Annotated in this window: 20 protein-coding genes; 13 read left to right on the forward strand and 7 right to left on the reverse strand. The window is 71.2% G+C overall.

The window, feature by feature from the left end:
- Positions 1 to 252: 252 nt before the first annotated feature.
- From scy to OG538_RS10840, 6 genes are all read left to right on the forward strand, one after another.
- Positions 253 to 4,050 carry a polarized growth protein Scy gene (gene scy / locus OG538_RS10815; RefSeq protein WP_406092465.1) on the forward strand — a complete coding sequence of 1,266 codons (3,798 nt, stop codon included), beginning with the start codon at positions 253 to 255 and terminating at the stop codon, positions 4,048 to 4,050.
- A 185-nt stretch (positions 4,051 to 4,235) separates the two neighbouring features.
- Positions 4,236 to 5,174, forward strand: coding sequence for a cellulose-binding protein (locus tag OG538_RS10820; protein WP_406092467.1), 939 nt, complete (start codon positions 4,236 to 4,238; stop codon positions 5,172 to 5,174).
- 81 nt (positions 5,175 to 5,255) lie between these two features.
- Positions 5,256 to 6,272 carry an ATP-binding cassette domain-containing protein gene (locus OG538_RS10825; protein ID WP_406092469.1) on the forward strand — a complete coding sequence of 339 codons (1,017 nt, stop codon included), beginning with the start codon at positions 5,256 to 5,258 and terminating at the stop codon, positions 6,270 to 6,272.
- A gap of 5 nt (positions 6,273 to 6,277) precedes the next feature.
- Positions 6,278 to 7,057: an ABC transporter permease subunit gene (locus OG538_RS10830; protein WP_406092471.1), complete on the forward strand. Its 780-nt coding sequence runs from the start codon at positions 6,278 to 6,280 to the stop codon at positions 7,055 to 7,057.
- 254 nt (positions 7,058 to 7,311) lie between these two features.
- Positions 7,312 to 8,505, forward strand: a complete 1,194-nt coding sequence (locus OG538_RS10835) for an ATP-binding cassette domain-containing protein (protein WP_406092473.1) — start codon at positions 7,312 to 7,314, stop codon at positions 8,503 to 8,505.
- Positions 8,502 to 9,398, forward strand: coding sequence for an ABC transporter permease (locus OG538_RS10840; protein WP_406092475.1), 897 nt, complete (start codon positions 8,502 to 8,504; stop codon positions 9,396 to 9,398). Before OG538_RS10835 ends, OG538_RS10840 begins: the two co-directional genes overlap by 4 nt.
- A 16-nt stretch (positions 9,399 to 9,414) precedes the next feature.
- Here the strand turns inward: OG538_RS10840 and OG538_RS10845 are convergent, their stop codons facing one another.
- On the reverse strand, positions 9,415 to 9,744 hold the full coding sequence (locus OG538_RS10845) for an ATP/GTP-binding protein (protein WP_406092477.1): 330 nt from the start codon (positions 9,742 to 9,744) through the stop codon (positions 9,415 to 9,417).
- Positions 9,745 to 9,941: 197 nt separating this feature from the next.
- Between OG538_RS10845 and OG538_RS10850 the strand changes: the two genes are divergently transcribed.
- Positions 9,942 to 10,985: an LLM class flavin-dependent oxidoreductase gene (locus tag OG538_RS10850; RefSeq protein WP_406092479.1), complete on the forward strand. Its 1,044-nt coding sequence runs from the start codon at positions 9,942 to 9,944 to the stop codon at positions 10,983 to 10,985.
- Positions 10,986 to 11,075: 90 nt separating this feature from the next.
- Here OG538_RS10850 and OG538_RS10855 read toward each other — a convergent pair whose 3' ends face one another.
- Complete coding sequence (locus OG538_RS10855; protein ID WP_406092481.1) at positions 11,076 to 11,468, reverse strand: SCO5389 family protein; 393 nt, start codon at positions 11,466 to 11,468, stop codon at positions 11,076 to 11,078.
- A 263-nt stretch (positions 11,469 to 11,731) separates the two neighbouring features.
- On the opposite strand from OG538_RS10855, the gene nucS reads away from it, so the two are divergent.
- A complete protein-coding gene (gene nucS / locus OG538_RS10860; RefSeq protein WP_326657926.1) occupies positions 11,732 to 12,403 on the forward strand; it encodes an endonuclease NucS in 672 nt (223 codons plus the stop codon).
- A gap of 183 nt (positions 12,404 to 12,586) precedes the next feature.
- Here nucS and OG538_RS10865 read toward each other — a convergent pair whose 3' ends face one another.
- The 4 genes from OG538_RS10865 to OG538_RS10880 form a co-directional block, all read right to left on the reverse strand.
- Complete coding sequence (locus OG538_RS10865) at positions 12,587 to 15,079, reverse strand: ATP-binding protein (protein WP_406092483.1); 2,493 nt, start codon at positions 15,077 to 15,079, stop codon at positions 12,587 to 12,589.
- Between the two features lie 282 nt (positions 15,080 to 15,361).
- Positions 15,362 to 15,685: an STAS domain-containing protein gene (locus tag OG538_RS10870; protein WP_018102617.1), complete on the reverse strand. Its 324-nt coding sequence runs from the start codon at positions 15,683 to 15,685 to the stop codon at positions 15,362 to 15,364.
- A 237-nt stretch (positions 15,686 to 15,922) separates the two neighbouring features.
- Positions 15,923 to 16,771, reverse strand: a complete 849-nt coding sequence (locus tag OG538_RS10875) for a 3-hydroxyacyl-CoA dehydrogenase family protein (protein ID WP_406092485.1) — start codon at positions 16,769 to 16,771, stop codon at positions 15,923 to 15,925.
- Positions 16,772 to 16,903: 132 nt separating this feature from the next.
- Positions 16,904 to 17,545 (reverse strand): TetR/AcrR family transcriptional regulator, encoded by a 642-nt coding sequence (locus tag OG538_RS10880; protein ID WP_406092487.1) that lies wholly within the window; start codon positions 17,543 to 17,545, stop codon positions 16,904 to 16,906.
- 81 nt (positions 17,546 to 17,626) lie between these two features.
- On the opposite strand from OG538_RS10880, the gene OG538_RS10885 reads away from it, so the two are divergent.
- The 3 genes from OG538_RS10885 (at position 17,627) to OG538_RS10895 (ending at position 19,921) form a co-directional block, all read left to right on the forward strand.
- The gene (locus OG538_RS10885; RefSeq protein ID WP_406092489.1) at positions 17,627 to 18,409 is read left to right on the forward strand and encodes an ABC transporter ATP-binding protein; all 783 of its coding nucleotides are present in this window, start codon (positions 17,627 to 17,629) and stop codon (positions 18,407 to 18,409) included.
- Between the two features lie 12 nt (positions 18,410 to 18,421).
- Positions 18,422 to 19,171 (forward strand): ABC transporter permease, encoded by a 750-nt coding sequence (locus OG538_RS10890; protein ID WP_406092491.1) that lies wholly within the window; start codon positions 18,422 to 18,424, stop codon positions 19,169 to 19,171.
- A 177-nt stretch (positions 19,172 to 19,348) separates the two neighbouring features.
- A complete protein-coding gene (locus tag OG538_RS10895) occupies positions 19,349 to 19,921 on the forward strand; it encodes a cob(I)yrinic acid a,c-diamide adenosyltransferase (protein ID WP_406092493.1) in 573 nt (190 codons plus the stop codon).
- A gap of 53 nt (positions 19,922 to 19,974) precedes the next feature.
- On the opposite strand, the gene OG538_RS10900 is transcribed toward OG538_RS10895, so the two are convergent.
- Positions 19,975 to 20,544, reverse strand: coding sequence for a hypothetical protein (locus tag OG538_RS10900; RefSeq protein WP_406092495.1), 570 nt, complete (start codon positions 20,542 to 20,544; stop codon positions 19,975 to 19,977).
- Positions 20,545 to 20,757: 213 nt separating this feature from the next.
- Here OG538_RS10900 and OG538_RS10905 point away from each other — a divergent pair, with 213 nt between their 5' ends.
- Together OG538_RS10905 and OG538_RS10910 are read left to right on the forward strand one after the other, a co-directional pair.
- The gene (locus OG538_RS10905; RefSeq protein ID WP_406092497.1) at positions 20,758 to 21,942 is read left to right on the forward strand and encodes a sensor histidine kinase; all 1,185 of its coding nucleotides are present in this window, start codon (positions 20,758 to 20,760) and stop codon (positions 21,940 to 21,942) included.
- The gene (locus OG538_RS10910) at positions 21,939 to 22,589 is read left to right on the forward strand and encodes a response regulator (protein WP_406092499.1); all 651 of its coding nucleotides are present in this window, start codon (positions 21,939 to 21,941) and stop codon (positions 22,587 to 22,589) included. Before OG538_RS10905 ends, OG538_RS10910 begins: the two co-directional genes overlap by 4 nt.
- Positions 22,590 to 22,611 lie beyond the last annotated feature (22 nt).

Consider the following 22,611-nt stretch of genomic DNA (forward strand, 5'->3'; position numbering starts at 1 on the left):
CGGCCGTGCCGGGCGCCCCGCGCCCAGCGGGAGGCGGACAACCGCTTCTCAGGGATACCCGGCCCGGTAGAGTGGGCGGTTCCGGGCCGGGGCCGGGTCGGGGCCGCGCCGCGTCCTCAGCCGTTGATCTGTCACCATTCCCCCGGGGGGACCGTTCGCCCGCGAGCGGTACTCGTATGGAGTTCGCGATCAGGGTTGGGGTCTCCCCTGCTCGAACGAAGTTGAGAGCTCGGGGAAGGATGGGACCGCGCAGTGCGGGGCTACGAACGCCAGGAGAGCCACCGAGCTGAAGACGACCATCTCTCGCGGTTCGAAGCCGAGATGGACCGGCTGAAGACCGACCGGGAGAAGGCCGTCCAGCACGCCGAGGACCTCGGTTACCAGGTCGAGGTCTTGCGTGCCAAGCTGCACGAGGCCCGGCGCAGTCTGGCGACCCGTCCCGCCTACGACAGCGCGGACATCGGTTACCAGGCGGAGCAGCTGCTCCGTAATGCCCAGATCCAGGCCGAGCAGCTGCGCACCGACGCCGAGCGCGAGCTCCGCGACGCCCGTGCGCAGACGCAGCGGATCCTTCAGGAGCACGCCGAGCATCAGGCGCGGCTCCAGGCCGAACTGCACAACGAGGCCGTGCAGCGCCGCCAGCAGCTCGACCAGGAGCTGGCGGAGCGCCGGCAGACCGTCGAGTCCCACGTCAACGAGAACGTGGCCTGGGCCGAGCAGTTGCGCGCCCGGACCGAGTCCCAGGCCCGCCGTCTCCTTGAGGAGTCGCGGGCCGAGGCCGAGCAGGCCCTGAGCGCCGCCCGTGCCGAGACCGCCCGGCTGGCCGACGAGACGCGCCGACGTCTGGGCTCCGAGGCCGAGGCCGCCCGCTCCGAGGCCGAGTCGATCCTGCTGCGCGCACGCAAGGACGCCGAGCGGCTGCTCAACGCCGCGTCCAGCCAGGCGCAGGAGGCCACCACCCACGCCGAGCAGCTGCGGACGTCGACGACGGCCGAGACCGAGCAGACGCGGCAGCAGACCACGGAGCTGAACCGGGCCGCCGAGCAGCGCATGCAGGAGGCCGAGACGCAGCTTCGCGAGGCGCGGGTCGAGGCCGAGAAGGTGCTGTCCGAGGCGAAGGAGGCCGCGGTCAAGCGGCTGGCCGGCGCCGAGTCGCAGAACGAGCAGCGCACCCGCACCGCCAAGTCGGAGATCGCCCGGCTGGTCGGCGAGGCCACCAAGGACGCCGAGTCCCTCAAGGCGGAGGCCGAACAGGCGCTCGCCGATGCCCGTGCCGAGGCGGACCGGCTCCGTTCCGAGGCGGCCGACAGCGCGCGCACCGCCGCGGCGGAGGACGCCGCGGCCCAGCTCGCCAAGGCTGCCCGGGCCGCCGAGGAGGTGCTGACCAAGGCGTCCGACGACGCGAAGTCGACCACCCGGGCGGCGAGCGAGGAGGCCGACCGGATCCGCCGCGAGGCGGAGGCCGAGGCGGACCGGCTGCGCGGCGAGGCCGCCGAGCAGGCCGACCAGCTCAAGGGCGCGGCCAAGGACGACACCAAGGAGTACCGGGCCAAGACGGTCGAGCTCCAGGAAGAGGCGCGCCGGCTGCGCGGCGAGGCCGAGCAGCTGCGTTCCGAAGCGGTCGCCGAGGGCGAGCGGATCCGCGGCGAGGCCCGTCGCGAGGCCCTCCAGCAGATCGAGGAGGGCGCGAAGACCGCCGAGGAGCTTCTGGCCAAGGCGAAGGCGGACGCGGAGGAGCTGCGGGGCGCCGCGAGCGCCGAGAGCGAGCGGGTCCGTACCGAGGCCACCGAGCGGGCGGCAGCGCTGCGCAAGCAGGCGGAGGAGGCCCTGGAGCGGGCCCGTGCCGAGGCCGAACAGCTGCGCACCGAGTCCGAGGAGCAGGCCGAGTCGGTCACGGCCGCGGCCGAGCGGGCGGCGGCCGAGCTGCGCGAGGAGACCGAGCGGGCGATCGCGGTCCGGCAGACGGAGGCGGCCGAGGAGCTGACCCGGCTGCACACCGAGGCCGAGAGCCGGGTCGCCACCGCCGAGCAGACACTGGGCGAGGCACGGTCCGACGCGGAGCGCATCCGGCGCGAGACGAACGAGGAGTCGGAGCGGCTGCGCACGGAGGCCGCCGAGCGGCTGCGCACGCTCCAGGAGCAGTCCGAGGCCGAGGCCCAGCGGCTGCGCGACGAGGCCGCCGCCGATGCCTCGCAGTCCCGTGCGGAGGGCGAGGCCGTCGCCGTACGGCTGCGCAGCGAGGCGGCCGTCGAGGCCGAGCGGCTGAAGACCGAGGCGCAGGAGAGTGCCGACCGGGTCCGGTCGGAGGCGGCGGCCGCCGCCGAACGCGTGGGCACGGAGGCCGCCGAGGCGCTCGCCGCAGCCCAGGAGGAGGCGAACCGGCGCCGCCGCGAGGCCGAGGAGACCCTCGACGCGGCACGCACCGAGGCCAACCAGGAGCGCGAGCGGGCCCGCGAGCAGAGCGAGGAGCTCCTGGCGTCCGCCCGCAAGCGGGTGGAGGAGGCGCAGGCCGAGGCCCAGCGTCTGGTCGAGGAGGCGGACGCGCGGGCGACCGAGATGGTCACCGCGGCCGAGCAGACCGCACAGCAGGTACGGGATTCGGTCAACGGCCTCCAGGAGCAGGCCGAGGCGGAGATCGCCGGGCTGCGCTCCACCGCCGAGCACGTCGCGGAGCGGACGAAGTCCGAGGCGCAGGACGAGGCGGACCGGGTCCGCTCCGACGCCTACGCGGAGCGGGAACGGGCCGGCGAGGACGCGGCCCGGGTCCGCCGGGTGGCACAGGAGGAGACCGACGCCGCGAAGGCGATGGCCGAGCGGACCGTCTCCGAGGCGATCACGGAGTCGGAGCGGCTGCGCGCTGACACCGCGGAGTACAGCCAGCGGATGCGTACCGAGGCGTCCGACGCCCTGGCGTCCGCCGAGCAGGACGCGGCGCGCAGCCGGGCCGAGGCCCGTGAGGACGCCAACCGGATGCGGTCCCAGGCGGCGGAGCAGGCCGACAGCCTGATGTCCGAGGCCACGGCCGAGGCGGAGCGGATCCGCAACGAGGCGACGCAGCAGGCGGCCCGGCTCGGTGACGAGGCGGCGGGCGAGGCGGAGCGGCTGCGGGCCGAGGCGGCGGCGACCGTCGGTTCGGCGCAGGAGCACGCGGCCCGTACCCGCGAGGAGTCGGAGCGGCTGCGCGGCGAGGCCGAGGCAGCGGCCGAACAGATGCGCGCCGAGGCCCGCCAGGAGGCGGACCGGCTGCTGGACGAGGCACGCGAGTCCGCCTCGAAGCGCCGTGCCGACGCCGCCGAGCAGGCCGACCAGCTCATCAACAAGGCCCAGGAGGAGGCGCTTCGCGCCGCCACCGAGGCCGAGGAGCAGGCTGACACGATGGTCGGGGCGGCCCGCAAGGAGGCCGTGCGGATCACCTCCGAGGCGACCGTCGAGGGCAACACCCTGGTGGAGCGGGCCCGTACGGACGCGGACGAGCTGCTGGTCGGCGCCCGCCGGGACGCCACCCAGATCCGGGAGCGCGCCGAGGAGCTCAGGACGCGCCTGGAGAGCGAGATCCAGGAGCTGCACGACCGGGCCCGCCGGGAGACGTCCGAGCAGATGAAGACGGCCGGCGAGCGCGTCGACAATCTGATGAAGGCGGCGACCGAGCAGCGCGAGGAAGCCGCGGCGAAGGCCAAGGAACTCCTGTCCGACGCCAACTCGGAGGCGAGCAAGGTCCGGATCGCCGCCGTGAAGCGGGCCGAGTCGCTGCTCAAGGAGGCCGAGCAGAAGAAGGCCAGCCTGGTGCGCGAGGCCGAGAAGCTGCGGGCCGACGCCGAGGCCGAGGCCAAGCGGACGGTGGACGAGGGACGGCGCGAGCTCGATGTCCTGGTGCGCCGGCGTGCGGACATCAACACGGAGATCTCCCGTGTCCAGGACGTCCTGGAGGCGTTGGAGTCTTTCGAGACCCCGGGGGCGGGCGGTAAGGGCGCGGGCGCCGGTCCGCCCGGCAGCGTCAAGGCCACGGCAGCAGCGGGCACTCGTGCGGGTGGCAAGCAGTCGGATGGGTAGCCATCCGGCGCTCTGCCGTGGTTCGGCAAGGACGTTCAGCCCTCCGAGTGGCAAGGGTTACGGGGGTTAGCCACTCAAAAGGGGTGTCATTCTCCAGATCAAACGGGCATCTGCTCGATGACACGCCGTTCTGGCCCCTAGGATTCCCTCTATCACCTCACCGGTCTCACTTCGACAGGAACCCCATGAGTGACCCTTCCTCCCCATTCGGCTTCGAGCTCGTGCGGCGTGGTTACGACCGCGGTCAGGTGGATGACCGCATTACCAAGCTCGTCGCCGACCGTGATAGTGCTCTCGCCCGCATCACGTCTCTGGAAAAGCGCATCGAGGAGCTCCACCTCGAAACGCAGAACGCCCAGGCTCAGGTGAACGACGCGGAACCGTCGTACGCGGGTCTCGGCGCGCGCGTGGAGAAGATTCTCCGCCTTGCGGAGGAGGAGGCCAAGGACCTGCGTGAGGAGGCCCGTCGCGCCGCCGAGCAGCACCGCGAGCTCGCCGAGTCCGCCGCCCAGCAGGTGCGCAACGACGCCGAGACCTTCGCTGCCGAGCGCAAGGCCAAGGCCGAGGACGACGGCGTCCGCATCGTCGAGAAGGCCCAGGGTGAGGCCACCACGCTGCGCTCGGACGCGCAGAAGGACGCGGCCCAGAAGCGCGAGGAGGCCGACGCCCTCTTCGAGGAGACCCGCGCCAAGGCCGCCCAGGCCGCCGCGGACTTCGAGACCAACCTGGCCAAGCGCCGCGACCAGTCGGAGCGCGACCTCGCGTCCCGTCAGGCCAAGGCCGAGAAGCGTCTGGCCGAGATCGAGCACCGCGCCGAGCAGCTCCGTCTGGAGGCCGAGAAGCTCCGCACGGACGCCGAGCGCCGCGCCCGCCAGACGGTGGAGACCGCTCAGCGCCAGGCCGAGGACATCGTGGCCGACGCCAACGCGAAGGCCGACCGGATCCGCAGCGAGTCGGAGCGCGAGCTGGCGGCGCTCACCAACCGCCGCGACTCGATCAACGCGCAGCTGACCAACGTCCGCGAGATGCTGGCGACGCTGACGGGTGCCGCGGTGGCCGCCGCCGGTTCCCCCGCCGACGAGGAGCCCGCCTCCCGCGGCGTCCCGGCGCAGCAGACCCGCTGATCACCCGGCCGGTCCAACCCTTGCGCGCCCGGTTCCGCCCTTGTGGTGGCGCCGGGCGCGCGGCCGTTCTAGCGTGATCGCATGATCGAGCTCGATGGCCTCACCAAGCGCTTCGGCAACAAGGTTGCCGTTGACCAGTTGTCGTGCCGGATCAGACCGGGGATGGTGACGGGTTTTCTGGGACCCAACGGGGCGGGCAAGTCCACCACGATGCGGATGATGCTCGATCTCGACAACCCCACCAGCGGATCGGTGCGCATCGACGGCAAGCACTACCGCGAGCTGTCTGAGCCACTGAAGTACATCGGCGCGCTGCTGGACGCCAAGTCGATGCACGGCGGCCGCAGCGCCTACAACAACCTGCTCTGTCTCGCCCAGAGCAACCGGATCCCGGAGAGCCGGGTGGCGGAGGTTCTCGACACCGTCGGCCTGACCGCGGTGGCGAAGAAGAAGTCCAAGGGTTTCTCCCTCGGTATGGGTCAGCGGCTGGGAATCGCGTCGGCACTGCTCGGTGATCCCGAGATCCTGATGTTCGACGAACCCGTCAATGGTCTGGACCCCGAGGGAATTCACTGGATCCGCAATCTGATGAAGGCGCTCGCCGCGGAAGGCCGGACGATCTTCGTCTCGTCTCATCTGATGAGTGAAATGGCGCTGACCGCGGACCATTTGATCGTGATCGGGCAGGGCCGGCTGCTCGCCGACACCTCGATGGCCGACTTCATCCATCAGAACTCCCGCAGTTACGTACGGCTGCGCTCCCCGCAGCAGGAGCGGCTGCGGGACATCCTGCACGCGGAGGGAATCGTCGCGGTGGAGTCGGGCAACGGCACGCTGGAGATCGACGGCGCGACCACCGAGGCGCTGGGCGAGCTCGCCGCCCGGCACACGATCGTGCTGCACGAGCTGAGTTCCCAGCGGGCCTCTCTCGAGGAGGCGTTCATGCAGATGACGGCGGACTCGGTGGAGTACCACGCGCACTCCGAGCAGGGGGCCGCGGTACCGCCGGTGGGGCCTCACTGGGGTGACCAGTGGGACCGGCCGCCCCGTGACGCCCCGGGGGCTCCCGGCGGTTCCGGCACCGGAACGGGGGTGTGACGACGATGGCATCGGTACCCGCGGTCCTGACCTCCGAGTGGACCAAGATCCGTACGGTCTCCTCGACGACGTGGACGCTGATCTGCGCCTTCGCCGTCACCGTCGCGATGGGCGCCGCGCTCTGTGCGGTGATGAACTCCCAGTTCGACGACCTCTCCGATGCGGAGAGGGCCACCTTCGACCCCACGTTCATCAGCTTCTCCGGGATGATTCTCGGTCAGCTGGCGATGGTGGTCTTCGGTGTCCTGGTGGTCGGTACGGAGTACAGCTCCGGCATGATCCGCACCTCCCTGGCGGCGGTGCCCCAGCGCGCCACCTTCCTCTTCAGCAAGATGCTGGTCGCCGGAGTGCTGGCCCTGGCGGTCGGGCTGGTCACCAGCTTCGTGGCCTTCTTCCTCGGCCAGGCCCTGCTCGGTGACCACAGCATCGGCATCGGCGCGGACAACGTGCTGCGGGCGGTCTTCGGCGCCGGTCTCTACATGGGGCTGATCGCGGTCTTCTCCATGGGGGTGGCGGCGATGCTGCGCAGCTCCATGCTGTCGCTCGGCATCCTGATGCCGTTCTTCTTCCTGGTCTCCCAGATCCTGTCGGCCGTGCCGGGGGCGAAGAACGTCGCCCGGTACTTCCCCGACCAGGCCGGTTCCAAGATCATGCAGGTGGTGCCCGACGCGATGGACAGCGATCCGGGCCCGTACGGGCCGTGGACCGGGCTGCTGATCATGGTGGCGTGGGTGGCGGCCGCGGTGCTCGGCGGTTTCCTCGTCCTGAAGAAGCGCGACGCCTGACCGGTGTGCGGGCCTCACCGGGAAGCGCGACGCCTGACCCGGTGCGGGCCCGACCCGGGTACGGCACGCCCGACGGGGCCATGGTCCACCGCCCACCGGCCACCGCCCACGGCACCGTGAGCGAGACGTGACCGGACTCGCCCGGTTACGACTTGGCCGGAACCGTCAAGGGCTGGATATCCTCCTAACTCTTACGGGGGGCGTGCGGCCGATGGCCTGTGCCCCGACGACAGATAAGTCGATGGGGCTGGAGCATGATCGAGGCAGTCGGCCTGACGAAGCGCTACGGCGCGAAGACGGCCGTGTACAACCTTTCCTTCCAGGTGCGGCCCGGCGCCGTCACCGGATTCCTCGGTCCCAACGGGTCGGGCAAATCGACCACGATGCGGATGATTCTCGGCCTGGACCGGCCGACGGCGGGCCGGGTGACCATCGGCGGCCACGAGTTCCGCAATCTGCCGAACGCGCCGCGTCAGGTCGGCGCCCTGCTCGACGCCAAGGCCGTGCACGGCGGGCGCAGCGCACGCAACCATCTGCTCTCGCTCGCTCAGCTCGCCGGTATCCCGGCCGCCCGGGTCGACGAGGTTCTGGGCGTCGTCGGCCTCCAGCAGGTCGCGTCGAAGCGGTCCAAGGGCTTCTCGCTGGGCATGGGACAGCGCCTGGGCATCGCGGCCGCGCTGCTGGGCGACCCGCAGGTGCTGCTCTTCGACGAGCCGGTCAACGGTCTCGACCCGGAGGGCATCCTCTGGGTCCGTAACCTGATGAAGATGCTGGCGTCCGAGGGTCGTACGGTCTTCGTCTCCAGCCACCTGATGAGCGAGATGGCTCTCACCGCCGACCACCTCATCGTGATCGGCCGCGGTCAACTGATGGCCGACATGAGCATCACGGACTTCATCTCGGCCAACTCGGCCGATTTCGCCCGGGTGCGGGTCCCGGACGACGGGCCCGAGCAGCGCGAGAAGCTCACCGCCACCCTCACCGAGGCGGGCGGCCAGGTCATGTCGGAGCCGGACGGAGCCCTGCGGATCACGGGCTTGCGACTGCCCCGCATCAGCGATCTGGCCCATGAGGCCGACGTCCGGCTGTGGGAGCTCTCGCCGCACCAGGCCTCGCTGGAGGAGGCGTACATGCGCATGACGCAGGGCGCCGTGGACTACCGCTCGACGGCCGACCAGGTCGCCCATCTGCAGGCGCCGCCGCCCGGCGGATACGGACCGCAGCAGGGATACGCCCCGCCCCAGCCGCACGTTCCCGAGGTGCCGCAGCAGGGCTGGTACGCCCCGCCGCCGCCCGGACAGAACCCGTACGCGGCCGCTCCGGCACCCGCTGTCCCGGCAGTGGCCCCGGCCGCTCCCGCGGCTCCCGCCGCCGCCCCCGCTCCGGCAGCGCCTGCCGGGCCCCCCGCCGCCCCGACCAAGAGCGACACCAGCGAGGACTCCCGATGACAACGCCGTCCACGCCGCCGACGCCGCAGGCGCCGTACCAGCAGCAGGCGTACCAGCAGCCCCCCTCCGCCCAGCAGTACGGGCAGGGCATGCAGGCCGGCTACTACACCTCGCCGATCCCGGTGCGTCCCGCCACCCTCAGCGACGCGATCGCCTCCGAGTGGACCAAGATCCGTTCCGTGCGCTCCACGATGTGGACGCTCGGCGTCATGATCGTGCTGCTGCTCGCCATCGGGGTGCTCTCGGCGGTGGTGGTCAACACCTCCGACGCCGACCTCGGCAGCACCCCGGTGCTCAGCCTCGGCTTCTTCGGGGTGCTCCTGGGATCGATCTGCGTGATCACGCTCGGCGTGATGACCATCGCGTCCGAGTACGGGACCGGCATGATCCGTACGACGCTGACGGCGTGCCCGAGCCGGGCCCGGGTGCTGAGCGCCAAGGCCATCGTCTTCTTCCTGCTCACGTTCGTCCTGACGACCGTCATGACCACGATCGTCGCCCTGCTCCAGACATCCATCCTGGACGCCCAGGCGCCCACAGGTGACGAGTGGCTGCGCGGTACGGTCGGCGTGGGTCTCTACATGGCGTCGCTGGGGCTGCTCTCGCTGGGTGTCGGCGCGCTGATCCGCCACTCGGCCGGCGCCATCACCATCATGATCGGCCTCGTTCTGCTGCCGCTCGTGCTGGCCATCTTCATGTTCACCGAGTCCCTGAAGTCGCTCCAGGAGTGGCTCCTGGAGTACTCCATCCCCAACCAGCTCAGCATCTTCTACAACAACTCGGTGACGTCGTCCGGCGGGCCCTCCGGCTGGGACCCGCTCTGGATCATGCTCGGCGTGACCGCCGTTGCCCTGGGCGGCGCCTACCTGACGATGAACAACCGCGACGTCTGACGACCGCCCCCGCCGTTCAGTAGCGAGGGGCGTTCCTGGACCGCTGCACCCGTGTGGTGCGGCGGTCCTTCGCGTTCCAGCACGCCTTGTGCCAGTGCCTGCGGTCGTCGATCCCGCCGTACTCGGACCAGGCGACCAGGTGCGGGATGCCCGAGGGGATCTCCTGGTCGCAGCCGGGGCACCGGTAGCGCTTGCCCATCGCGCTCGCGCCGCTCACCGGACGGACCGACCACTCCTCGCCCTGCCACTCCTCCGAGCGCCCTCCGCCGCCGTACCGGTCCCCCGCCGCGCTCGCGCTGTCGGTGGAGCTCTCGCCGCCTCGGGGGCGGTTGCGGCGCGGGGACACGTGACACCTCACGGGGCAGGCTGGCAGTTCCCGTCCAGCGTAGGGCCATTCGGCGGGGGCAGGCGTACCGCACCGCCCTCGACGGGACGGGTTACCGGAAAATCGCAACAACTTCCCGTCGGACCGTGCCTTTGGCACGTGTCAGACGTTGTTGCCAGTAGGGGAGAGCCGCGGCGGCCGCAAGGAGGTATGAAGCGATGCGTGTGGGAACGTTCGTACTGGCAGCCCAGTTTCCGGGGCAGGGACCGGGTGAAGCGCTGCATCGCGCGATCCGGTCCGCCGAGGTCGCGGAGGAGTCCGGCCTCGACTCGGTCTGGCTGGCCGAACATCATTTCGTACCGTACGGAGTCTGCCCGTCCGCCGTGACGCTGGCCGCGCTGCTGCTCGGCCGCACGCGCAGGATCCGCGTCGGCACGGCGGTGAGCGTGCTGCCGACCCAGCACCCGGTCGCACTCGGCGAGCAGGCCGCGCTGTTGCACCTCACCAGCGGAGGCAGGTTCACCCTCGGGGTGGGCCGGGGCGGTCCCTGGATCGATCTGGAGGTGTTCGGCGGCGGCCTGGAGGCGTACGAGCACGGCTTCCCCGAGTCCCTGGGGCTGCTGCTCGACTGGCTGCGCGAGGCGCGGGTCGCGGGCCGCGGGGAGCGCTACGGCTTCCGCGAGGTGGCGGTGGTCCCCCGGGCCGACGAGCTGCTCGACGAGGAGAGCGGCGAGAGCCCCGGGGGTCTGGAGGTGATCGTCGCGTGCACCTCGCCGAAGAGCGTGAAACTCGCCGCTGAGAACGGCTTGCCGATGCTGCTCGGGATGCACTGCGGGGACGAGGAGAAGGCCGAGATGGTCGCCCTCTGGCGCTCCTGCGCACTCGCTGCCGGCCGTTCGCCGGAGAGCGTACGGGAGGCGGGGCACGTATCCGCGGGCGTGGCCCAGATCGCGGACCGTGCCGACGACGCCCGGGAGACGCTCGTGAAGGCGATGCCCGGATGGCTGCGGCAGGGTCTCGACGCCCATGTCACGGTCGACGGCCGGCACCGGGTGATGCGCGACCCGGTCGGCTACACGGAGCTGCTCTGCGGGCTTCATCCGGTGGGCCCGCCCCGGCTCGCGGCCGACCGCCTCGCGGCCACGGCGGAGCGCACCGGCATCACCCGCTTCGCACTCCTGGTGGAGGGTTCCGGAGATCTGGTGGCCACGGAGGAGAACGTAGCGCGGCTGGGCACCGAGGTACTGCCACTCCTCGAATGACCCACACGCATGGGTTGCACGGTGTACGTACGGGAGCTGCCGCCCCGGACCAGTTGCACCTCCCGCGGCCCAGGGCGGCAGCAGAAGCGTTCAGCAGTCCCGAAGTTCGGGCGACTGGTTGAGCAACTGGCCCCTCACCGAGGTGAATCGGGCCAGTCGGTCGTCGACCGAGGCGTCCAGCGGGAACACCGCGACGCGGTGGCAGTTCTGGAATGCCAGGCGCACCCCGAAGTGCCGCTGCAGCGCGCCGCGTATCGCATCACTCGCGAGCGCACGCAGCAGCTGACCACGTGCCTGCTCATTGGGCGGCGGCGTCTGGTTGTCGGCGAACTGCCCGCCGTCGACCTTCAGCTGAGCCACCAACGAGCTGATCATCTCCCATGCGTAGGGCAGGGAGGTCCGGACGCAGTCGACGAAGTCGGCTTCGTCGACCTCGCCTCGCTCGGCCTGTTCCAACAGCGCCGGTGAGACGTCGAGCGACATGGGTTCTCCTCTCGCGACCCCGGCAGAGGGCCGGGGCCTTACGGGCAGGGAAGGGGGCCGGCGACGCAGCGTGCACGTACGGCGACCTCCTGCATCCACGGTAAGGGCGCAGTCCGGGCCGCACCAGGAGATTGGGAACACAACCGGCCAATAACGAAGGGGTTCAAAGAGGGGCAAGCCAGAAAGCGTCACTCTGCGGCGGGAGTGGAGTGACGGGTGGGTGAATCGCGTCGAGCACCTGTCGTCGAGTAGCGTTGCCGACCATGCGTCTCGTCATCGCCCGCTGCTCCGTGGACTACGCGGGCCGGCTCACGGCCCACCTGCCCTCCGCTCCCCGTCTGATCCTGGTGAAGGCGGACGGGAGCGTGTCGATCCATGCCGACGACAGGGCGTACAAACCGCTCAACTGGATGTCGCCGCCCTGCACCCTGAAGGAGGGCGCCGACGACACCGCGGGCGTCTGGACCGTGGTGAACAAGGCGGGCGAAAAACTGATCATCACGATGGAGGAAATCCTCCACGACTCGTCCCACGAGCTGGGTGTCGACCCCGGCCTGATCAAGGACGGCGTCGAGGCTCACCTCCAGGAACTGCTTGCCGACCGCATCGAGACGCTCGGCGAGGGCTACACCCTCATCCGCCGCGAGTACTTCACCGCGATCGGCCCCGTCGACATCCTGTGCCGTGACGCGGACGGGCAGACCGTGGCGGTCGAGCTCAAGCGGCGCGGCGACATCGACGGCGTGGAGCAGCTGACCCGCTATCTGGAGCTGCTCAACCGCGATCCCCACCTGGCGCCGGTGAAGGGCATCTTCGCCGCCCAGGAGATCAAGCCCCAGGCCCGCGTCCTGGCGACGGACCGCGGCATCGGGTGCGTGGTCCTCGACTACGACGCGATGCGCGGCATCGAGGACGACAAGCTCAGGCTCTTCTGACCCGTCGCCCGCCGCCCCGGCCTTCGCACCGCCCCCACGCCCGCCGGGCCCTTCGGGCCCACGCGGCGTTCGAGGGCGGAAACCTCTGGGGGGAAGCCGGACACCTCGCCGGACGAGCACCGGGCCCGTCCGGCCCTTCCAGCCCGTCCGGCCGAGGACGCGGCACCACCGGGACGCCCCGGCTCAGAACACCGAAGGACTCTCACTCGGCCCCGAGGGGCCGCTCGCCGAGTCCGACGAACCGGGCACGGTCGGCTCCGTCGTCTCCGACTCCGTGGGCGTCGGCTCCCCCGTGGGGGACGACGACTCAGTGGCCTCCGGAGGAGTGGACGTAGAACCCGTGGGCGAAGTCGTCGTCTTCGTCGGCCTCGGCCCCCCTGTCGTACGCGTGGGCGAGGGCTTGTCCGGCGTCGAGTCGCCCGTCGACGACGGGGAGGACTCCGAGGCCGTAGCGCCGGGGGACGACATCTCGCTCCCTCCCGCCGGCACGGACTCGCTCCCCGCAGGGCCCGGGGTGGCGGACGACGACGCGGAGCCCGATGTCCTGGCGGACGGGGTCGTGCCGTCCGTGGGCTCCTCGGCCGGCAGCTCCTCCTCCGTGTCGCCGCCCTCGGTCACCGACTGCTCGGTCGAGGCTCCGGGGTCACCCTCCGGGTCACTGTTCGAGGTGAGCCCGAGGGTCACCACCGTGCCGAGCACTCCGGCCAGCAGGACGCCCGCTCCGGCAGCGACGAGATTGCGCCGGGCCCCGCCGAGAATCGCGAAGCGTCCGCCGCTCCCCTGCCCGTCGGTGGTCGGCGGCGCGCTGTGCCGGGAGACGACGACGGTCTCGTCCGGGCGCGTCCGCGGCATCGAGACGGGTATCACGGCCGGCAGCCCACGGGGCGGCGACGCGTCGAAGCGGTTGGCCGGTATCTCCTCGGTCGCCGGGACACCGCCCGCGGCCGTTCCACCGGCACGGTCCTCGACCAGGGCGAGCGCCCGCCGCCCGGCCACCGCACCGGACTTGTCGGCGAGCGCACCGCGCATGCTGATGGACGTCTCCAGCTCGGCCCTGGCCCGGTCCAGGTTGCCGGTGCAGAGGGCGAGTACGCCCAACTCGTGGTGGAAGTAAGCCTCTTCGGCGACCTCGCCGGCGATCCGGCCCGCCTCCTGGCCGATCCGCAGGGCCCTCTCCCAGGCGCTCCAGTGCAGCCCGGCTGCCAAGGCGGGCGAGGCGCTGCGGGCCAGCAGTACGGCGACGCTGGTCTGCCCGGCCCCGTCCCCCGGCACCAGCTGGGCCATCGCCGCGACGATCGCGTCGGCCTCCGCCACCACTCGCGCGGGGGTGACGGAGGGGTGACCGGCCCACCATGCGTAGTGCTGGGCCACCGTCCGGGCCCGGTCGGTGACGCCGTCCCCGTATCCGGCGGCCTCCAACTGGGCGAGGACTCCGGCCGCCAGCCGGTAGCGGGAACCGGCCGGGGACAGCAGTCCGCAGCCGGCCAGCTCACTGAGGGCCGCGTCCGCGTGGGTGTCCCCCACGAGCGCCGGCAGGTGTGCCTGGTGCGGCACCTCGCCGCCGAGCGCCACCGCGAAGCGCAGGGTGTCGCGCGCGGCCGCGCTCAGCCGGGAGCCGAGCAGGGCGGCGGGTGCGGCGCCCTCACCCAGGCTGGGCAGCGCCACCTCGGCGGCCTCCGCCTCGACGGCCGCCCCGGGCGCGGGCGGCTCCTCGACGGGCCGGTTCTCCAGGTAGCCGTATTCGTCGTACGCGGTCGGGTCGGTGCTCAACAGGTCGCGCTGGCGCAGCAGCGCGCCCGCCTGGACGAAGCGCAGCGGGAGGCCCTCGGACTCGAACCAGAGGTCGCCCGCCCAGTTGGCCTCCTCCTCGGTGAGCTTCCGCTCGACCACCCGCTCCATCAGGTCCACCGACGTGGCGCGGTCGAGGCCGGCGAGGAAGACCTCTTCGATGTGGGAGTCGGAGCCGGGCGCGGCCACATCGGGGGTCGCCGCCATCAGGAAGGCGCACTCGGGCGTCGCGTCGAGCAGTTCGTCCAGCGCGGCGCCCCCGAACTCCAGGTCGTCGAGGATGACGACTGCGCCGGTCGACCGCAGCTTCTCCCGCAGCAGCCCCGGGGCCGGGCGGTGCAGCGGCGCGTCGTGGACGGCCTCGAAGAGTCCGTGGAGGAGGTCGGCGACCGTGCGCTTGTGGCCGTTGAGCCGGACGACTCCGTCGGGGGCGAGTTCCGCACAGTCGGCGGCTACGGCGTTCAGCAGGGCAGTTCGGCCGGAACCGGCCGGTCCGGTGAGCCGTACGGAGCGGCCGCGGGTCAGCAGACGCATCAGCCGTTCGCGTTCGTCCTCGCGCTGCAGCAGGGGAAGCCGGAGGACGGGCGGGCCGGGCGGTACGGGCGGCGCTGCGGCCCGCTCACGGTCGGCTCGCTCGGCGGGGGTGCGCCGGACGGGTTCGGCGGGCTGCTCCCCGGGCGGGCACGGCTCGACCTCACTGCCGTCGACGGGGTTGACGGTGAGCAGGAGATCGCCGGCCACGAGGGGGACGATGCGCACCTGTTGCGGTGTTTGCTGACCGAAATCAGGAGTCAGCGGATCACGGGAAGGACGGCGCCTGCCGGCTTCCTCGGCGAAGCCGTTGCCGTCGTGACCGAACTCTTCCGGCCCCCGGTGTATCGGGTCCATCGCCAAAGCTCCCAAGACGCGTCGAGCACGGTTGTCCCTCCCGGCCTCGCACGTCCAGCTGTCGCTTCCGGCCCGGTGCCCGCCAGGTGGGTCCGTCAATCGGCAGACGGCCGAACCCTAAACCTTCGCACAGTATCTACGAACATCCGGGGTGCCGCGCCGCCCCACAGATCACGGTCTCGTGAGGATTGTGTGGCTTCGGCCGTGACCTCACGACGCCGCCTCCGTGCGCCGGCCGGCCCTGGGCCGTGCACCCGGAAGGGCCTTCACCGCCGGGCGCTCTCAGACGCGCGGCAGCGATTCTGCGGCGATTCCACCCTCGATGGCCAGGATGCGGTGCAGCCTGGTGGCCACCAGCAGGCGTTGCATCTGCGGCGGTACACCGCGGAGCACCAGCCGGCGCCCGGCGCGCCCGGCCCGCCGGTGCGCTCCCATGATGACGCCCAGCCCGGTCGCGTCCCACGAATCCAGCTCGGTCAGGTCGAGCACCAGATCGCCGACTCCGTCGTCGAGGGCCGAGTGCAGGACCGTACGGGCGTCCGCCGCGCTTCGGACGTCGAGGCGGCCCCCGACGACCAGCTCGGCGTGGTCGCCCCTGATGTGCATATGCGCTCCCCTGCAATGCTCCGTGGCATGGTCGGTCTGTCTGAAACTGTCCCTGCCCCAACTGACTGCGGCAACGACAGGGAGGTTGCCGTCTGTAAGCGAACCGATACCGAATTCACTCCGTGGAGTGACTGAGGCCCGCCGTGGATCCCCTGCGGATCCACCGGCTCCGAAAGACGGCCCCCGGAATCCCGGGCCTGATTGACGGCAGATCAGGCAACCGGGGACCGAAAACGATCAGTAGGTGTAAAAGCCCTGCCCGCTCTTGCGCCCGATGTCACCCGCATCGACCATCCGGCGCATCAGCTCCGGGGCGGCGAACTTCTCGTCCTGGGACTCGGTGTAGATGTTGCCGGTGGCGTGCAGCAGGATGTCGACGCCGGTGAGGTCCGCGGTGGCGAGGGGCCCCATCGCGTGGCCGAAACCGAGCTTGCAGGCGATGTCGATGTCCTCGGCCGAGGCGACGCCCGACTCGTACAGCTTGGCGGCCTCGACGACGAGCGCCGAGATCAGCCGGGTGGTGACGAAGCCGGCCACGTCGCGGTTGACCACGATGCAGGTCTTGCCGACCGACTCCGCGAACTCCCGTGCGGCGGCGAGTGCTTCGTCGCTGGTCTTGTAGCCGCGTACGAGTTCGCAGAGCTGCATCATCGGAACGGGCGAGAAGAAGTGCACACCGACGACGCGCTCCGGGCGCTCCGTCACGGCCGCGATCTTGGTGATCGGGATGGCGGAGGTGTTGGAGGCGAGCACGGCGTCGTCCCGGACGATCTTGTCGAGGGCCCGGAAGATCTCGTGCTTCACCTCCAGCTTCTCGAAGACGGCCTCGACCACGATGTCCGCGTCGGCGACCGCGTCGAGGTCGGTGGTCGTGGTGATACGGGCGAGCGCGGCCTCGGCGTCGGCCTCCGCGAGCTTGCCCTTGGAGACGAACCTGTCGTAGGAGGCCTTGATGCCGTCACGGCCACGGGTCAGGGCCGCGTCGGTCACATCACGCAGCACGACGTCCCAGCCCGCCTGGGCGGAAACCTGCGCGATACCGGACCCCATGAGTCCGGCGCCGATGACGGCGAGCTTCCTGGCCACGTTGGCACCCCTATGCATTCTCGACGGTTCTTGTTCCTTGCTCTCCGGCGGAGGTTAGTACCCGTGAGGGGCGCTGGGGCAGCGAAGAGATGCGCGTCACGTCTCAAATGACGGACATCACACCGGGACACGTCATTCGGCGGTGCGCCGGGCGTAGTTGAGCACCCTTTCACCCAGCAGGTCCTCGATGTCGTCGAGCAGGCCGAGGGCGTCCCGGGACACCTCGGCGGCCTTGCGGCCCGCCATCATCTCGCCACCGATGTACGCCATGAGCGTCCCGTGCACCCAGGAGAGCTGGCCGGCCACCAGGACCGCGGTCCGGTCCCCCGGCTCGGGCCGGCACTCCTCCCGGAGGGTCGTCTCCAGGTGCTGGAGGGCCTCCTGTTGCACGTGCCAGAGGCGGGCCTTGAGGCTGTCCGCACCCTCGATGACCCGCATGAACCGCTCGTAGCCCTCCATCAGACCGACGGTGGGTGACACGCCCTCGACCTGGATGCGCAGTTCACGCAGGACGGCGTCGGCTGCGGACTCCCCTTCGGCGCGGCCCCGGACGTACCGCGAGAGGCGGTCGACGATGCCGCTGCTGCGGTCGAGGAAGAGGTCCTCCTTGGCCGGGAAGTAGTTGTAGACCGTATTGACCGAGACGTCGGCCGCCCGTGCGATCTCGGCGATGGTGACCGCGTCGAAGCCCCGCTCCAGGAAGAGGCCGGTGGCCACGTCCGAGAGGTGCTGCCTGGTCTGGCGCTTCTTGCGCTCCCTGAGTCCCTCAGCCATGCCCCCATCGTAGGGCGCTCTGGGGTTCATCAATATTTGGTGTCATTGCAATTTTTCAGTGACTCTGTTTTTGTGGTCACTATGCCAATCATCAGCACGGCCGGGCTCGCCCGGACCTTCGACACCAAGGCCGGCCCGGTGGAGGCCGTCCGCTCGATCGATCTGACCGTGGCGGCCGGCGAGGTCGTCGGCCTCCTCGGCCCCAACGGGGCGGGCAAGACCACCACCCTGCGCATGCTCACGACCCTGCTCGCCCCCACCGCCGGCGCGGCCACCGTCGCGGGCTGCGACCTGATCGCGGACCCGGCGGGCGTCCGGAAGAAGTGCGGGTACGTCGCCCAGTCCGGCGGTGTGGACCCCCACATCACCGTGCGGGAGGAGCTCGTCACCCAGGGGCGGATGTACCGGCTCGGCAGGGCCGAGGCGGTCGCCCGGGCCGGAGAGCTGGCCGGGGACCTGGGTCTGTCCGACCTGCTCGACCGGAAGACGGGCACGCTCTCCGGGGGACAGCGACGGCGGCTCGACATCGCGATGGGGCTCACCCACCGCCCGCCCCTGCTCTTCCTCGACGAGCCGACCACGGGGCTCGACCCCGGCAGCCGCAACAATCTGTGGGACCTGGTGCGCGGGCTGCGCGACACGTACGGCACGACCGTCGTGCTCACCACCCACTACCTCGACGAGGCCGACGCACTGGCCGACCGGCTGGTCGTGGTCGACGGCGGCCTGGTCGTGGCCGAGGGCACCCCGGCCGCACTGAAGACCCATTACGCGGGCTCGCCCGCCGCCTCGCTCCAGGACGCCTTCCTGGCGATCACCGGCCGCGCCCCCGCCCCCGCCGATGCCACTCCCGTCGCCGTCTAGGAAACGAGTCCCGTGCTTCTCCACGACACCGCGCTCATCTTCGGGCGGTACGTCCGACAGACCCTGCGCTCAAAGTTCCAGATCCTCTTCGGCGTCCTCATGCCGCTGCTGTACCTGCTCTTCTTCGGCCCGCTGCTCACCGGGCTGCCGCTCGGCCCGTCCGGTGATTCCTGGCAGATCCTGGTCCCCGGACTGCTGCTCCAGCTCGGCCTGTTCGGCGCCTCGTTCGCCGGGTTCGCCCTCATCATCGACAAGTCGACCGGCGTCGTGGACCGGATGCGGGTGACGCCGGTCAGCCGGCCCGCGCTGCTGCTGGGACGGGTGCTGCGGGACACGCTGCTGTTCATGTTCCAGGCGGTGCTGCTGGTCCTCGCCGCCCTGGTCATGGGGTTGCGCGCCCCGCTGCCCGGAGTCCTGATCGGCTTCGCCTTCGTGGGTCTGCTGACGGTCTCGCTGGCCTCACTGTCGTACGCCCTGGCCATGAAGGTCAGCACGCCGCAGGGGTTCGGCCCCCTGATCAACTCGGTCACCATGCCGGCGATGCTGCTCTCGGGTCTGATGCTGCCGATGACCCTGGGCCCGGGGTGGCTGGACGTGCTGTCGCACCTCACGCCGTTCCGCTACCTCGTCGACGCGGTCCGGGACGCGTACGTGGGCTCGTACGCCACCGCGCACATGCTGTACGGCGTTCTGGTCGCCCTCGGATTCGCGGCGCTCGCCGTGACGGTGGGCACACGCGTCGTCCGCAGGGCCGGCGCCTGACCGGGGGCTGTCCCGCGATTCCTGGCGGAGCAGCGCGCGGCGTCGGACGCGGTGGATCGCAGGGCGCGGGGACCGTCCGCCCGCCGGATGCATCGGGCGTTGCGGCGACGCGGCGAGGTGCCGTGGCCGGCGTCTTGCGCCCGCCGGGGATCACGGGGCAGCCCTTAGGCTGACCCCATGGTCAACCTGACGCGTATCTACACCCGCACCGGCGACACGGGCACCACCGCCCTCGGCGACATGAGCCGGACCGCCAAGACCGATCTGCGGATCTCCGCGTACGCCGACGCCAACGAGGCCAACGCGGTCATCGGCACGGCGATCGCGCTCGGGCAGTTGAGCGAGGACGTCGTCACGGTCCTCGTCCGCGTGCAGAACGATCTGTTCGATGTGGGCGCGGACCTGTCGACGCCGGTCGTCGAGTCGCCGAAGTACCCGCCGCTGCGGGTCGAGCAGTCCTACGTCGACAAGCTGGAGGCGGACTGCGACCACTTCCTGGAGCAGACGGAGAAGCTGCGCAGCTTCATCCTGCCCGGCGGCACCCCGGGTGCCGCGCTGCTGCATCAGGCGTGCACGGTGGTCCGGCGCGCCGAGCGGTCCACCTGGGCGGCGCTGGAGGTGCACGGAGAGGCGATGAACGCGTTGACGGCGACGTACCTCAACCGGCTCTCGGACCTCCTGTTCATTCTCGCCCGGGTGGCGAACAAGGAGGTCGGCGACGTGCTGTGGGTGCCGGGCGGCGAGCGGTAGCACCGAGCCCGGCCGGCACCTTTCGCGCCCGTCCGGCCGTTGGGGTCACCACCTCACCCGGGCGGGCCCTGCACATGCTTCGCGCCCTTGTCGGGCTCCCGCTTCGGGAACAGCGTGTAGCTTCCCGCAATCACCAGGTTGATCCCGATCAGGAACAGCATCGTCTCCTGCCACGCCCGCAGCGACGCCGTGTCCCCGTCGCCCCCCACGTACCAGACCGCTGCCTGCAGCAGAGCCAGCGCCGTCACCGAGGCCACTGTCCAGCGGCCGGCCACCCGCCACTCGTGCGCGGCCCGTGTCATGCCGTACTTGGGCGGCTTGACCGGTGGCGGGCCTCCGGCGAAGCGGTGCGCGACCCGGGCGTCGATCCACTTGATGGTGGAGTGACCGAGGCCCAGCGTGAAGCCGATGTAGACGGCTGCCAGACCGTGCTTCCAGTCCGGATCGGCGCCGTTCTTCAGGTCGACGGCCGTCACCACCAGCAGGACGACCTCCAGCAGCGGCTCGCACAGCAGCACGGCGGCGCCCAGCCTCGGCATCTTCGCCGCGTAGCGCAGCGCGAGCCCGGCTGCGAGCAGCACCCAGAAGCCGATCTCGCAGAGCGCGATCAGTGTGACGATCACGTCGGTCTCCTTCCCCTCCCTCCCAGCCTCGCGGCACCGCCGCCCCGGATCATCGCCCCCGGTGACGAAAGAGCACTGCATCCTTCGATGTAGTGGCGGCTCGCTCCCGGTGCTGAGGTGCGCCGCGGGCCGGACGTGTTGGATGGGAGGGTGTTCTCTCCGGCCCGCCTCCGACGCCCGGTGCTCCCCCGGCGCCCGGCCCTTCGCCGCCGCTTGGCCCCACCCCACCGAAGCGACGTCCTCATCGCCGTCGTCGGACTGCTCGGCGGTGCGGTCCTGTCACTGCTCGGTCTGCACATGCAGAACGGCCGCCTGCTCGACGCACCCTGGCCGGCGCTCATCCCGCTCACCGTGATGTCGGGAGTGGAACTGCTGCGCAGAAGCGCACCGCAGACCGCTCTGGTCATCGGTACGTCGGCCCTGGTGGCGGACCAGTTCACCCGCGGGAACCTGGCGACCGTGCTGATGTTCACCGACATCATGTACGCGGCCGTGCTGTACGGGACCCCGGCCGCCGCCCGCCGGATCCCGGTGACCACCTTCCTGATCACGGTCGCCACCACGATCGGCTTCCTGGCCTGGTTCCGCGATGCCGAGGCACTGCTCATCGGCATCGTCACCGGTCTGGTCGCGTTCGTGCCCGCGCTCACCGGCGTCAGTGTGCGCAACCACCGCGACGCGGCCGAGACCGCCCGGCTGCGCGCCGATCAGACCGCCCTGCTGGCCGAGATGGACCGCACGCAGGCCGTGACCGCCGAACGCGCCCGGATGGCGCGCGAACTGCACGACATGGTCGCCAACCACCTCTCCGCCATCGCCATCCACTCCACCGCCGCGCTCTCCATCGACGATCCGGCGACCTCCCGCGACGCCCTCGGAGTCATCCGTGAGAACAGCGTCGACGGTCTGGCCGAAATGCGCCGTCTGATCGGGCTGTTGCGCACCGGTGGCGCGGACCTGGAGCCGAGCAGCTCGCCGACCCTCGGCTCGTTGGACGCCCTCATCGAGCAGCACCGCACGAACGCCGCCTCCAGCGGGCTGACCTGCACCCTCGACGACGCCCGCAGAGACGTCGGCCGGCTGCCCGCCCCGGTCGAACTGGCCGCGTACCGCATCGTCCAGGAGTCCCTGACGAACGCGCTCAAGCACGCCGCTCCGGGTCCGGTCACCGTACGGCTCGGGCAGAGCGGCGAGCACCTGACGGTGGATGTGACCAGCGTCCTCGGAGACCGGCCGGGGCCGCGCGCCCCTGGGTCGGGTGCCGGTCTGGTCGGGATGCGGGAGCGGGTGGCACTGCTCGACGGGGAGTTCGAGGCGGGGCCGGTGTCCACCGGGCACGGGTCGATCTGGCAGGTACGGGCACAACTGCCCGTGGGGGAAGGGAACGTGAAGAGATGAACATCCGGGTTCTGGTCGCCGAGGACCAGGCGGCGGTACGGGCGGGGCTGGTCCTCATCCTGGGCAGCGCACCCGACATCGAGGTCGTCGCAGAGGCCGGGGACGGCGAGGAGGCCGTCCGCCTGACCCGCGAACTGCGCCCGGATCTGGTGCTGATGGACATCCAGATGCCCCGGCTGGACGGAGTGTCCGCGACGAAGCAGGTGGTCGCGGAGCAGTTGGCGGACGTGCTGGTGCTGACTACGTTCGACCTCGACGCGTACGTGTTCGGCGCGCTGCGGGCCGGAGCGTCGGGCTTCCTGCTGAAGGACACCGAGGCGCGCGGGCTGCTCGACGCGGTCCGCACCGTGGCGCGCGGCGAGGGGTTGATCGCCCCCTCGGTGACGCGCCGGCTGATCGCGGAGTTCGCGGGGACGACGCCGCCGCAGGCGCCGGAAGGTCCCGACCGGGCGGTCCTGGACGCGCTCACCCGGCGCGAGCGGGAGGTGCTCGGCTGTCTCGGGGAGGGGATGTCGAACGCGGAGATCGCGGTGCGGCTGACGATGGCCGAGGCGACGGTGAAGACGCACGTCAGCCGGTTGCTGGGGAAGCTGGAGCTGCGCAGCCGGGTCCAGGCGGCTGTCCTGGCCCAGGAGTTGGGCCTCTGAGGTTTATCCGCACCCGGCCCCG

It is taken from the genome of Streptomyces sp. NBC_01013 (assembly GCF_045162765.1).
GTDB lineage: Bacteria > Actinomycetota > Actinomycetes > Streptomycetales > Streptomycetaceae > Streptomyces.

Excerpts from the sequence above, each read along its gene's own strand:
- OG538_RS10820 (WP_406092467.1), top strand. The coding sequence starts at position 4,236 with ATGAGTGACCCTTCCTCCCCATTCGGCTTCGAGCTCGTGCGGCGTGGT.
- OG538_RS10825 (WP_406092469.1), top strand. The coding sequence starts at position 5,256 with ATGATCGAGCTCGATGGCCTCACCAAGCGCTTCGGCAACAAGGTTGCC.
- OG538_RS10830 (WP_406092471.1), top strand. The coding sequence starts at position 6,278 with ATGGCATCGGTACCCGCGGTCCTGACCTCCGAGTGGACCAAGATCCGT.
- OG538_RS10835 (WP_406092473.1), top strand. The coding sequence starts at position 7,312 with ATGATCGAGGCAGTCGGCCTGACGAAGCGCTACGGCGCGAAGACGGCC.
- OG538_RS10840 (WP_406092475.1), top strand. The coding sequence starts at position 8,502 with ATGACAACGCCGTCCACGCCGCCGACGCCGCAGGCGCCGTACCAGCAG.
- OG538_RS10850 (WP_406092479.1), top strand. The coding sequence starts at position 9,942 with ATGCGTGTGGGAACGTTCGTACTGGCAGCCCAGTTTCCGGGGCAGGGA.
- OG538_RS10855 (WP_406092481.1), bottom strand. The coding sequence starts at position 11,468 with ATGTCGCTCGACGTCTCACCGGCGCTGTTGGAACAGGCCGAGCGAGGC.
- nucS (WP_326657926.1), top strand. The coding sequence starts at position 11,732 with ATGCGTCTCGTCATCGCCCGCTGCTCCGTGGACTACGCGGGCCGGCTC.
- OG538_RS10865 (WP_406092483.1), bottom strand. The coding sequence starts at position 15,079 with ATGGACCCGATACACCGGGGGCCGGAAGAGTTCGGTCACGACGGCAAC.
- OG538_RS10870 (WP_018102617.1), bottom strand. The coding sequence starts at position 15,685 with ATGCACATCAGGGGCGACCACGCCGAGCTGGTCGTCGGGGGCCGCCTC.
- OG538_RS10880 (WP_406092487.1), bottom strand. The coding sequence starts at position 17,545 with ATGGCTGAGGGACTCAGGGAGCGCAAGAAGCGCCAGACCAGGCAGCAC.
- OG538_RS10885 (WP_406092489.1), top strand. The coding sequence starts at position 17,627 with ATGCCAATCATCAGCACGGCCGGGCTCGCCCGGACCTTCGACACCAAG.
- OG538_RS10895 (WP_406092493.1), top strand. The coding sequence starts at position 19,349 with ATGGTCAACCTGACGCGTATCTACACCCGCACCGGCGACACGGGCACC.
- OG538_RS10910 (WP_406092499.1), top strand. The coding sequence starts at position 21,939 with ATGAACATCCGGGTTCTGGTCGCCGAGGACCAGGCGGCGGTACGGGCG.